At 31.6% G+C, this 12,295-nt stretch carries 14 protein-coding genes; 3 read left to right on the plus strand and 11 right to left on the minus strand.

What is annotated here, in order from left to right:
* Positions 1-33 precede the first annotated feature (33 nt).
* The 4 genes from VLC96_RS09365 to VLC96_RS09380 all read right to left on the minus strand — a co-directional run bounded on the left by VLC96_RS09365 (position 34) and on the right by VLC96_RS09380 (position 4,795).
* Positions 34-1,668, minus strand: a complete 1,635-nt coding sequence (locus VLC96_RS09365) for an ArnT family glycosyltransferase (RefSeq protein ID WP_325262382.1) — start codon at positions 1,666-1,668, stop codon at positions 34-36.
* Positions 1,649-2,281: a lipid-A-disaccharide synthase N-terminal domain-containing protein gene (locus VLC96_RS09370; protein WP_325262384.1), complete on the minus strand. Its 633-nt coding sequence runs from the start codon at positions 2,279-2,281 to the stop codon at positions 1,649-1,651. The genes VLC96_RS09365 and VLC96_RS09370 overlap by 20 nt, the downstream gene beginning before the upstream one ends.
* Positions 2,281-2,994 carry a glycosyltransferase family 2 protein gene (locus VLC96_RS09375; RefSeq protein WP_325262385.1) on the minus strand — a complete coding sequence of 238 codons (714 nt, stop codon included), beginning with the start codon at positions 2,992-2,994 and terminating at the stop codon, positions 2,281-2,283. Before VLC96_RS09375 ends, VLC96_RS09370 begins: the two co-directional genes overlap by 1 nt.
* Before the next feature lie 178 nt (positions 2,995-3,172).
* Complete coding sequence (locus tag VLC96_RS09380) at positions 3,173-4,795, minus strand: ArnT family glycosyltransferase (RefSeq protein ID WP_325262386.1); 1,623 nt, start codon at positions 4,793-4,795, stop codon at positions 3,173-3,175.
* Between the two features lie 350 nt (positions 4,796-5,145).
* Between VLC96_RS09380 and VLC96_RS09385 the strand changes: the two genes are divergently transcribed.
* On the plus strand, positions 5,146-6,099 hold the full coding sequence (locus VLC96_RS09385; RefSeq protein WP_325262387.1) for an NAD-dependent epimerase/dehydratase family protein: 954 nt from the start codon (positions 5,146-5,148) through the stop codon (positions 6,097-6,099).
* Between the two features lie 114 nt (positions 6,100-6,213).
* Here VLC96_RS09385 and VLC96_RS09390 read toward each other — a convergent pair whose 3' ends face one another.
* From VLC96_RS09390 to VLC96_RS09410, 5 genes are all read right to left on the minus strand, one after another.
* Positions 6,214-6,567 (minus strand): HepT-like ribonuclease domain-containing protein, encoded by a 354-nt coding sequence (locus VLC96_RS09390; RefSeq protein WP_325262388.1) that lies wholly within the window; start codon positions 6,565-6,567, stop codon positions 6,214-6,216.
* Complete coding sequence (locus tag VLC96_RS09395) at positions 6,560-6,859, minus strand: nucleotidyltransferase family protein (protein WP_325262390.1); 300 nt, start codon at positions 6,857-6,859, stop codon at positions 6,560-6,562. The genes VLC96_RS09390 and VLC96_RS09395 overlap by 8 nt, the downstream gene beginning before the upstream one ends.
* Before the next feature lie 130 nt (positions 6,860-6,989).
* Entirely contained in the window at positions 6,990-8,084 is a 1,095-nt protein-coding gene (gene meaB, locus VLC96_RS09400) for a methylmalonyl Co-A mutase-associated GTPase MeaB (RefSeq protein ID WP_325262392.1), read from the minus strand.
* A 92-nt stretch (positions 8,085-8,176) separates the two neighbouring features.
* A complete protein-coding gene (locus tag VLC96_RS09405) occupies positions 8,177-8,818 on the minus strand; it encodes an NAD(P)-dependent oxidoreductase (protein ID WP_325262394.1) in 642 nt (213 codons plus the stop codon).
* 57 nt (positions 8,819-8,875) lie between these two features.
* On the minus strand, positions 8,876-9,283 hold the full coding sequence (locus VLC96_RS09410; RefSeq protein WP_325262396.1) for an RrF2 family transcriptional regulator: 408 nt from the start codon (positions 9,281-9,283) through the stop codon (positions 8,876-8,878).
* 140 nt (positions 9,284-9,423) lie between these two features.
* On the opposite strand from VLC96_RS09410, the gene VLC96_RS09415 reads away from it, so the two are divergent.
* Complete coding sequence (locus VLC96_RS09415) at positions 9,424-10,335, plus strand: AEC family transporter (RefSeq protein ID WP_325262397.1); 912 nt, start codon at positions 9,424-9,426, stop codon at positions 10,333-10,335.
* A gap of 98 nt (positions 10,336-10,433) precedes the next feature.
* On the plus strand, positions 10,434-11,072 hold the full coding sequence (locus tag VLC96_RS09420; RefSeq protein ID WP_325262398.1) for a peroxiredoxin: 639 nt from the start codon (positions 10,434-10,436) through the stop codon (positions 11,070-11,072).
* Positions 11,073-11,154: 82 nt separating this feature from the next.
* Here VLC96_RS09420 and nudK read toward each other — a convergent pair whose 3' ends face one another.
* Positions 11,155-11,736: a GDP-mannose pyrophosphatase NudK gene (nudK, locus tag VLC96_RS09425; RefSeq protein WP_325262399.1), complete on the minus strand. Its 582-nt coding sequence runs from the start codon at positions 11,734-11,736 to the stop codon at positions 11,155-11,157.
* Positions 11,737-11,799: 63 nt separating this feature from the next.
* On the minus strand, positions 11,800-12,295 hold a 496-nt coding region (locus VLC96_RS09430), incomplete at its 5' end, for an adenylosuccinate synthetase (protein ID WP_325262400.1).

Consider the following 12,295-nt stretch of genomic DNA (forward strand, 5'->3'; position numbering starts at 1 on the left):
TTTATTTTGGTAAATTACACCCAACGGGTTGTATTATTTCTTTGTAACGATATAATATATTCGGGTCAGACGAACATTATGCTTCTTAGCAGTTTTTGGAACATGGTTCAAATCAATATACGAAGCTTCTTTTAAAACGTAATTGCTAAATTCTTTTTTAGCAGCCACACTATCCGCTTGCAAAGCCAATAAACCAAATTTATTTTCTACTGGCATGTTTAGCCTGTTGGTTTTTCCATTTAGTAAAACAGGCATGCTTGTGCCATAGTCCCAAATTATCTCTGGAGTAAAAGAGTTTAATTCATATGTTTTAATGCCAAATTTTTTTTCTCTCTCTCTAATCGCTTTAGCGCTAGCATAATCAGGATTCTTTAAAATAAGATTAGTAAATGGAATTCCAAAAACAATCACAGCCACTTGCACTGCAATTACAGAATAAAATACTTTATCAAAATTTTTATTCCTAAGATTTGTAAAAAGGTAATAGCCTATCACAAATAGAGAAAGTGTCAATCCAGCGAACCAAAATTCAAATCCGGAAATGTCTTTTTTTGCAATGAAGAAAATCGCGATCGGAATCGCAACGCATATCAATACAATCAATCCAAAAGCAAAATAGACAACTCCTTTTTCCTTTTTTAAATAGATGTTTTTAAAATTATTTATTAAGTATTCAATATAAAACCCCGTATTCAAAGCCATCGGAATTAAAACTGGCAATAAATATCTCGATTTTTTTTCGGGTACAATGGAAAGCAAAACCACAGAAGCCAATGTCCAAATCAATGTAAATTGATACGTTTTTAAATTGCTAACTCTGTTTTTTAAATATGGATAAAGCAATGCGATAAACGCAGGAACAGTCCAGATTCCGCTTTGGGTAAAAAAGCTCCAGTAATAATAAAAAGGTCTGGTATTGTAATTTCCCCAACGACTACTTTCTATTTTGGTCACTTTCAAATAGGTCTCTGGGTCGGCATATTTTACATACAAAGGCCATGACAAACCGATGGCCAAACCTAAAATTAGAATCAATAATAGATAGCGTTTTTTGCCTTTTAATTGAAATTTATATGTGAATCCATACGCAATCAAAAATGGCAACAACAAAGCATAAACCGAAATTGGCCCTTTGCTTAAAAAAGAAAAACCAAAGAACAATCCAGCCATTACAGCATTAAAAAGTGGTTTTTGGGAATTATTCAGTAAATCCCATAAAAATAAAATGCAAACGATCATAAAACTGTGCGTGTACATGTCCCACTGATTGTCTCTTCCGGCAAAATAAATATAAAATGAAGTGATTAAAATCAGTCCATTGTGGAAACTTTGTTTTTGGGATAATCCTAATTTTTGAGAAAGTTTATAAGTTCCAAAAACAAGTAATAATGTTATCAATACAACCGGGATGCGCATTCCATAAATACCATCAAAACCAAAAATAATCCCAGAAATAGCAGTTATCCAAGTTGGTAATGGTGGTTTTTCGTAGCGGGGCAAATCATTTAAAGTGGTTAGTATCCAATGGTTTTTAGTCACCATTTCCCTTGCAGAAATAAAATTTCGGCATTCCATGATGTTGGTTTCGATAACATCTAAATGCGGAAAAAGCATCAAACAGGCTACCACTAAAAGCCAAAAGGTATAATTATGGATTAATTTTGACATCTTTCTTTATGATTACTATATTTCTAAAATAAATAACTAAACCTATGGCGTGACCCGCTAATAACACAGGATCTTTTCGGATAATTGCATATATAAAAATGATCAGTGAACCAGTTAAACTAATAATCCAAAAACCCAATGGCAAGACAGAATCTTTTTTCTTTTCAGAATAAATCCATTGATAAACAAAACGAAGTGTAAATAATATTTGACCAAAAATTCCGGTCCAAAGTAACCAAGTTGGAATCGCTTCGTTTCTGAATAAATGATCTAAATCCATCACATTATTATTGAACCCATAACCAATAATGAAAACAGGAAAAAGCAGTACAAACCATCTTAAGGCAACGTGCAATTTTTTCCAATCATTTTGCAATTGAATGTTTCTGATGTAAATGTAATAAGTGATGGTTTGTCCCAACATAATCGAAAAATCATGTCTAAAATATCCATATACAAATAGCAAAAACGAGGCAAACAAACTGATTTCCCAAAATAAAACTGGGGTCAAAACCTTTTTGTTTTTCTCTGAAATAATCCATTGCAAAATCATTCTGCTCGAAAACAAAATTTGAGCAATAAACCCTATTGAATAAATAATGGCGTTATTCATTATCCTTGTTTGGCTATACTATAATTGATGTATTTTTTCTTCATCCACAAATAAGCAAAACAATCTTGAAGTGGCCCCAGCAATCGATTCCAAAGATTGAATTTGGAAACTCCCGCTATTCTTTGAAAATGTCTTACCGGAGTTTGTTTGATTTTGCCATTTTGCAACAAAATCATAGCTGGCAAAAATCGGTGAAGTCCATTAAACATTGGAATTTTTTTCGCCATATCGGTGCGGATTATTTTCAAAGGGCAACCCGTATCGTCCATTCCGTCATCTGTAAATGCTCTTCGGATACCATTGGCAATTTTGGAAGACATATTTTTTGTAAAAGAATCTTTTCTGTTGGAACGCACTCCGGTAACCAAATCATATTCACCAGCATATTCCATCAAAATATTAAAATCTTCGGGAGCAGTTTGTAAATCGGCATCGATATAGCCAACCCAAGGAGTATCTGTATAATCAAATCCAGCTTTTATAGCAGCACTTAAGCCTGCATTTTTTTCAAAAGAAAGAAAATTAAATTCGTCGGTATCTTTGCAAATTTTTTCGATAAGGAATTGGCTGTTGTCTTTGGAGCCATCATTTACGAATAGGACTTTTGTCTTTTTTTTGGCAATGTTCAAGAATTGTTTCATTTCTTGATGCACCCTTTCGAGATTGTCCTCTTCGTTGTAAACAGGTATAATGATTGTTAATTCAAAATTCATAGTTTGATGTATCGTTTATACAAAAGTATTTCATTTCAGAAGAAATTACTTGATTTTTCTTAAAAAAAATCTTTTAATAAGTTAGTTATGTGCGTTTTGTCATAGATAAAAAAAGATAGAAAGATTGTGTTTTGGAACAAATAATCTATGTCAAACTGTGAAATCTGTGTTTGAATATTTAATTATAGTACAATATCCATTTTCCAAAATCTTTTTTGTTTTTAAACGGGATTAGTTCTGCTTTAATATATTCAGGGAGCGTTTCTTTTTTTCTAAAAAGAAAAACAGAATTCTGGATTTTAAAATCAGATTGTAATCGTGCAATTTCTTCTTTATTTTCCAAATTATAATAAGTTTTCAAATAGTTTAAATTTTTTTCAAATTGAACTTCTCTTTTGCAAGTGTAATTCCCATTGTTGAGTGTAATAACGTTTTTTTGGGTATAAAATGACATTGAAGGAAGTAAGTAGTTATAAACATAAATGTTTTTTGTTGGCAAGGTGTTAATGAAGTTCGCAATAGGTTTGGGCGAGTTGATTAACAATTCATTTGAACTCATCACAGTTGTGGAAAATAGTACTAAAGCAATTGTGTTTATTAATAGTGTGTACATATTTCTGTAAAACCAACTCAAGTTTTTTAGACCATAAAAAGTAATAAGAATTCCAAAAGCAAGTATCAATATGTATAGGAAGTTGAGCTCTATTTTATGAAGCAATACAGCAATTAATGCCGCTACGAATATTAAACTAAAATAACCATACAGGAAAAAAGTGAATTTTCGCCAGTACTTTTCTTCTAATTCGATTAGTGTGTTGGAAACAAATAAGGTTAGAAATGATAATGATGGTAATATGTAAAAAATCAGCTTGGTTTTGAATAGTGAAAAAATCAAAATAATGACAAAAAAAGTCGCAACTAAAATCTTCGTTTTCTTTGATTGTACTGTAATTTTTTTGAAAGACATAAAAAGGTATGCCACCCAAGGAAATAAAGAAACAGGAACAAATACAAGATAATACCAAAACGGTTTGCCTCTGTTAAATGCATCATTTGAAACCATTCTTTGATAAATCTGATTACCTGTGAAATAATCAAAAACCAATGGATTTTCGTTGATTACTCTCCAATACCACCATCCGCAGGTAAGGAAAAAAACGATGATTCCCCATAAATCATATTTTGAAAATTTGATTTTTGTTCTATGATAATACAACCAAACCAATTGAAAAACCAGAATAGGTATAAACACGAGAGGCCCTTTTGTCAGAAAGCCTAATCCAAGTGAAAGGTAAAATAGCCAGAAATATTTTTTATTTTCCTGATACCTAAGCCAGAAATAAACTGCCATCAGAACAAAAGTATTTAGATAAGCATCGGTAGTTAAATTTCTAATTGAACCTAAAATTAATGGCGTTGAGAAGTATAAAACAACTGCTAATATCGAAGCTCTTTTGTTCTGAAATAATAATTGTGATGTCTTATAAATCAATACCAATTGAATAATTAAAGCAATTGATAAAAAAAAACGAGCGCCAAATTCATTAATTCCAAATAATTGATATCCTAAAGCCGTTATATAATATGTAAGTGGAGGTTTGTGATAATGCAAAATTCCCATTTTGGTAGGATGAATGTAATCACCGCTTTCAATCATTTCTTTGGCGATTTGAGCATAACGGGCTTCACTGGTTTCGGTTAGTCCCCAAGAACCAAGTTGCAATAATGTACTAATGAAGATTAAAAGAAGGATAAATAAGAGAAGCTGGTTTTTTATTATGGCTAAGAGTTTGTTTTTCATTTCATTAAGATTTATGTCAAACGAATTTAAAATGGCGTATAAGATTTTTATAGTATTGTTTATACCATTTTTTAAAAGTAGAAGGTTGTGTGTTGATGGAAGTTATCTTAGCATTAACAATAATATGTTTATGTTACGATAATTTTATGTAGAAATTTGAGGATGACTAATTTAAGTTATTTTTTTGATGTTATGTATACTTCATAAAAAAATAAATATCAAGTATATTATTACATTAATGTATATTTGTGATAAGTTTTATAAGCATTAGAATTTATTATTTTTTTGAATACCTGGCCCCAGATCTTCAAGCTACTGAAAAAACAGTTTCAAATAATAAAGAATAAGATATGAAAATATTAGTCACTGGCGCAGCTGGTTACATTGCTTCACATACTGCCGAAAGATTAAAATCTCTTGGTCATGAAGTTGTAGGTTTGGATAATTTTTCGGATTACTATGATGTTTCTTTAAAGGAACTCAACGCTTCTACTTTAAGGGAAAAAGGAATTGCAATAGAGAGAATTGACTTGAGGCTTTCTGAACAACTAAAAAAGTTGCCAACAGATTTTAATTATATTTTCCATTTTGCCGCGCAACCTGGAATTTCTGCCACTTCTAGTTTTGAAGATTATTTGGATAATAATGTTGTTGGAACTGAAAATTTACTTGAATTTGCATTAAAAAATAATAATTTACATCTTTTTGTAAATATTGCAACATCTTCTATTTATGGAATTCACGCTACTTTTGATGAGACAGTGACACCTTCGCCTGCTTCTTTTTATGGAGTAACCAAATTAGCCGCTGAACAATTGGTGTTAGCAAGTAGCAGATTGGGAAAATTGAAAGCTTGCTCTTTAAGATTGTATTCTGTTTACGGACCTCGAGAAAGACCCGAAAAGTTATATACCAAATTAATTGCAAATGCTCTTCAGGATATTCCTTTCCCGTTATATAAAGGAAGTGAAAACCATCTTAGAAGTTTCACTTATGTTCAAGATATTGTTGACGGTGTAATCAGTGTGATTGGTGCTGAAGATTTAGTGAATAATGAGATAATTAACTTAGGCACCGAAGAAGAACATACAACACAAGAAGGTATTGATATCATCGAAAAAATATTAAATAAAAAAATTGATATCCAAGTTGTAGATGCGAGAACTGGCGATCAATTACGAACCAAAGCAGTAATTGATAAAGCTAAAAAATTATTGAATTACAATCCAAAAACAAGCCTATATACTGGTTTGACTGCTCAAGTCCAATGGTATCAAGATAATTTTTCGTTTGTAAATAGATAAAGAGTTTCTTATACGATTATTTCAATATCGTTTAGTTAAAAGTAAAGTAAATACTATGTTAGTCTTGTCATTCTGAGGAACGAAGAATCTTAGAAAGTAGCTCGCAATCAGAAGTTATTTTTCTTCTGTTTGGATTAAATTATCAATCTCAATTTTAAGTTTCGGTAGATGATTTATTAAGATTGACCAAATGTTCTCGTCAGAAATAGTATCGTAAGCATGAATCACATGATTTCTAAGACCAATAATTACTTTTGCATTTGATATTTTCTCAACAAAAGAATAATCTCGAGTAATTATTCTGTTAATTGCTTCACCAATGATCTCAAGATTTCTTTCGACAGCTCTTTTAAGCATTAAGTTATTTCGATATTTGAAAAAATCTTTCTCTTCATTATGGAAAAATTCGTTTATTTCATCAATGGACATCTTTATATCAAATAACCATTTAAGAATCCTTTCATCCATAAATTAGTTCTTTTGATTTGTCGATTGATTTAATTAATATTGGATTTTTTAAAGTCTGTTCTTCAAGTAAATCAACTTCTCGACCAAATAATGACTCTAGTTTTTCTTTGAAGCCTATGTAATTATCAAAATATTTTGAAAGTTCAATTTGTTTAAACTTAACTAATAAATCAATATCGCTTTTTTCGTTAAAAGTAGAATTCAGTGATGAACCAAATAGATACATTTTTTCCACGTTGTATATTACACAAAGCTTTTTTAAATTATCCATATTGTTGTCAATAATTCCCATATCACAAATTTAAACAAAAATATCTTTTAATTTGACTTGTCGAATATTTACTACCAACTAAATCGCCAATGCATGAATCAATAGTTTATATTGCCATCTATTCAATGCTGCAAATACAGCTTGGATATATTTAGCGGAGATTTTTAAAATAACTATCTAATAAATTTTGTGCCGCCACAAAAGGAGAAATCCTATTATCATGAACTGCTTTTTTATTGGTTTCTAACAATTCAGTAATATTGGGTTGGTTGTAAAAATGAGTTTTTAATTGTTCATTAATAGTTTCCATCATCCAAAATTGATTTTGCTCTTTACGATTTTCTTGAAAATAATCATTGGATTGTACCAATTCTAGATAATCTGTGATAGTTTGCCAAACGGTATCAATGCCATCATGGGTTATTGCGCTACAAGTTGAAGTTTTCGGAATCCAGCCTGATTTTTTTGGTGGAAATAAATGTAACGCTCTGTTGAATTCTGCTTTAGCTAGATTTGCTTTTTTGATATTGTCTCCATCGGCTTTATTGATAACTATTGCATCCGCCATTTCCATAATGCCGCGTTTGATACCTTGTAATTCATCTCCTGCGCCGGCAATTTTTAGCAATAAAAAGAAATCAACCATGCTGTGAACCGCAGTTTCGCTTTGCCCAACACCAACAGTTTCAATCAGAATTATATTAAAACCGCAAGCTTCACAAAGAGTAATCGTTTCCCTGGTTTTTCGAGCTACACCTCCCAAAGTTTCTCCGGAAGCTGATGGCCGAATAAATGCATTTTCATCTCTTACTAATTCTTCCATTCTGGTTTTGTCTCCCAAAATACTTCCGTGCGAAATAGTACTACTCGGATCTACGGCTAAAACAGCAACTTTGTGACCTGAGTTTGTTAAATATTTTCCAAATGCTTCAATAAAAGTGCTTTTCCCTACTCCCGGAACTCCTGTAATCCCAATGCGAATTGATTTATTAGAATAGGGCAAACAACCTTGAATAACTTCATTGGCTTTTGACAAATGTTTTGGGTTAGTGCTTTCTATCAGAGTGATTGCCCGACTTAATGTAGTTATATTACTAGATAAAATACCTTCAATTAACTGAGTAGAGGAGGGCTGTTTTTTTCTAAATTCTTTAATATTTTCAATAGCGTTTGTACTGATAATTTCTGGAGATGAAATACCAGCCTTTTCATGTAAAGCGCTTAGATTGTTTTTCTTATTAGGCAAAATGCTTGTTTTTTTGATAAGTAAAAGTAATCAAAACAAAAACAGTTTCAAAAGACATATCTTTTGAAACTGTTTTTTGCCTGATGAAATAATTAATAAGCCGCTGTAAATCGTTGTTGATGGTGTTTTGGAGTTTCCACTTCATCTGCAATAACAACTGCTAAATCCTCAACAGATAGTATACTTCTTTGATTTTCATCAAATACGGGATTGTCTAATCCTAATCTGTATTTACCTGTTCTTCCTGTTGTAATGCCTTGATGCATTTCGATTGCCGGACTAAAAAATGCCCAATCCAAATCTTTTTCTTCTTTTATAATGTTTAAGTATTCTCTTAAAGCTGCTGCGGCTGCATAATATTCTTTTGGAAAATCTGGAGTGTCTACCAATTGTATATTTGGAGCAATATACAAACTTCCACCTCCACCAATGGTTATAAAACGTTTAACCCCTGATTTTTTTACTGCTTGCTGAATGGCTTTTGAACCTGTAATAAAATCTTCTGCTATGTTTGGATTTGTCCAACCTGGATTGTATGCACTAATGACAATATCATTGTTTTTTAAGATTTCTGACAAAGAGTTGATATTAAAAATATCAGCAGCAACCCATTTCACATTTGGAGTTTCCTTTGGAGTTCTAGCAATAGCTGTAATTTCGTGATTTCTGTTTGCTAATTCGTTTAAAATGGCTGAGCCTACAAATCCGGTGGCTCCAATAATTGCTATCTTCATAGTTGTATATATTTAAAAGTAATAAAAAATGTTACAGTTTAATTCAAAAAAATAGAATTAAAATTTATTTGAAAAATTTTCCAAAGTCATATCACTTAACTGCAATCTGATAGTTTTATTGATATCTTCATATAAATTTTCTAAATTTTTATTTATTTGTTTGCCTACAGGACAATCTGGATTTGGTTCATTCTTTGAAAAACCTAGTGTTACGGTTTCAAAAGTCATTTTGAATATAGCATCTAAAGTAATTTTTGAAGCAGGTTTTAACAATCGGGTACCTCCATTTTTACCCTCTTTGCTTTCTACAATATTGTTTTTTTTCAGGTTTGCAATTTCTTTTCTAACCAAAACAGGATGCAAATTCATGCTACCAGCTATAAAATCTGATGATAAATACTCATCAGGAAATTTTGAAAGCAAGGTTAGAATGTGAATAGTTATGGCAAATTTACCCGAAATCATACTGTAATAAAATTTATTGCAAATGTAATATTTATATTTAGATTAGAGTATTTGTTAGTAAAAAAATATTTTGTCCTTTAATTTTGCAACTGTTTTTGGGTCAATTTTTTTAAGCTTATTTTTGCATTCAATTTTAAGCGATGAACAACTTTATTCTCATTTTTGTTTTTTTACTTCTTGGTGTTGTATTGCAACAAATAAAACAAATCCCTAGAAAATCATATAAAGTTTTAAATTGGATTGTCATTTATATTTGCCTTCCTTCATTGGCCTTATATTATATCCCGAAGATTAAATGGAACAATCAATTGTTATTTCCAATTGGAGTTTCCTGGATTGGGTTCATTATTTCGTATTTCTTTTTTACTTATTTGGGTAAAAAAAGAGGTTGGTCAAAAAAACTCACTGGGTGTTTAATTATTTGTTCAGGTTTAGGTAATACTTCATTTCTAGGTTTTCCAATAATTCAGGCTTTGTATGGCGAAGAAGGAATGAAAACCGCTATTTTAGTAGATCAACCTGGCTCTTTTGTAGTGCTTTCTACGTTAGCTGTTTTGGTTGCTACTGTTCATTCTAAAGGAAATTTAAATAGCCTGCAGATAGCAAAAAAAATCGCCTTTTTTCCGCCGTTTGTTACTTTTTGTATTGCCTGTTTGATGAATATTTTTCAATTCGAATTTTATGATTATGGGCAATTGCTTTTTAAATCGGTTGGGAGTTTGGTAACACCTTTGGCATTACTTTCGGTGGGATTTCAGTTGCGTTTTGAAAAAAGAAGTAAGCATTGGGGATTTTTAGGATTAGGTTTGTTATATAAATTGATTATTACTCCCGCCATTATCTTTTTCTTATATGTTATTGTGTTTAATCAGCATTCTAAAGCGATTCAGGTAGCTGTTGTAGAATCGGCGATGGCTCCAATGATTACTGCATGTATTTTATCTTCGACTTATGGTCTGAAACCTAGATTAAGTAGTATGATGATTGGTTTTGGAATACCATTGTCATTTATTACTTTGATTTTCTGGGTTATTTTGACACATTTTATTTAATTAAAATTCGTAATTATTTGTTTTTCGGTTATTAATTGATTTATTCTATCAAATATGTCGTATTTTTATTTAATTTTAAAAAACTAAATTTTGAAACTATGGCAACACTACGATTAGGAGATATAGCTCCAGATTTTACAGCAGATACAACAGAAGGAAAAATACATTTTCATGAATGGTTAGGAGATTCATGGGGTGTTTTATTTTCTCATCCTGCAGATTTTACACCAGTTTGTACTACCGAATTAGGAACAGTAGCTAATTATTACCCTGAATTTAAAAAAAGAAATACTAAAGTTATCGCTTTGAGTGTTGATGGATTAGAATCACATAAAGATTGGATAAAAGACATCAATGAAACTCAGGGTACAACGGTTAATTTTCCAATTATCGCCGACGAAAATAGAGAAGTAGCTACACTTTATGATATGATTCATCCAAATGCAAATGATAAATTCACAGTTCGTTCCGTTTTTATTATTGGAGCAGATAAGAAAATCAAATTAACGTTGACTTATCCCGCTTCAACAGGAAGAAATTTTGATGAATTATTGCGTGTGATTGATAGTTTACAATTAACTGCCAATTACAGTGTCGCAACTCCAGCAAACTGGAAAGACGGCGAGGATGTAGTTATAGCTCCAGCCATTGCAGATGCGGATATTCCCGCAAAATTTCCAAAAGGGCATACACCAATTAAACCGTATTTGAGATTGACTCCTCAGCCTAATAAATAAAAATGGGTTTGGTGAAATTTAAAAGCACAATGAGAAGTGGTTTCATTGTGCTTTTTTGTTTTTAAATGTTGTAATAATTCAATTAAACGAGGTTGTTAATCTTAGCGTATTGCAATAACATAACGGTTTTAGCATCCTTAATTTCACCTGTTTTAATCATCGAATAAGCTTCGTCAAAAGGGAGCTCTATCACCTCGATATGTTCTTGTTCGGCAGCAATACCACCACCATCGGTCAGTTTCATTGAAGCATCATATTCGCCAACAAAAAGATATAGAATTTCGGTTATTGCTCCGGGAGACATATAGGTTTCGCAAACTTTTTTGACTACTGAAATTCGGTAACCAGTTTCTTCTTCTGTTTCTCTGATAATGCATTGCTCAGGATTGTCTTTGTCTAAAAGTCCTGCGCAAACTTCAATCATCATTCCAGTCTCGTTGCCGTTGAGGTAAGTGGGTAATCGAAATTGGCGTGTTAAAATAACTGTTTTTTGAGCTGAATTGTATAATAAAATTGCAGCTCCATTTCCTCGATCATATACTTCTCGGGTGTGTGTTTCTATATTTTTATTTTCCTCTTGATAATTATAAGTTACTTTATTCAAAAGATACCAGTTATCGGAAAGTAATTCAGTCTTTTGGATTGTTATTTTTGGGTCTTTCATTTTTGTATAATTTGAATTTAAAGATAAAAAAAACGTCCCGATTAATTCGGGACGTTCAGTATATTATTTATGAATTGTTTGCTTTCTATCTGGTCCAACAGAAACAATTTTTATTGGAACTTCTAATTCTTTTTCAATGAACTCGATGTACTCTTTTAATTCAATAGGTAATTCATCGTAAGTGGTCATTCCTGTTAAATCTTGTTTCCATCCCTTGAACTCTTTGAATATTGGAGTTACATTTTCTGGTTCGATGTTATAAGGGAAATGCGAAATGTTTTTTCCTTTATAATTGTATTCTGTACAAACTTTCAAAGTTTCGAAACCAGAAAGTACATCACCTTTCATCATCATTAATTGTGTTACACCGTTGACTTGAACTGCGTATTTAAGTGCTACCAAATCCAACCATCCACAACGACGTTGACGTCCTGTTACAGAACCAAATTCGTTACCTACTTTAGCCATAGTGGTTCCAGCTTCTTCGAAATCTTCCGTTGGGAAAGGACCTGAACCAACACGTGTCACATAGGCTTTGAAAATTCCGTAAACGTCTTTG

It is taken from the genome of Flavobacterium sp., from assembly GCF_035456085.1.
Classification (GTDB): Bacteria; Bacteroidota; Bacteroidia; order Flavobacteriales; family Flavobacteriaceae; genus Flavobacterium.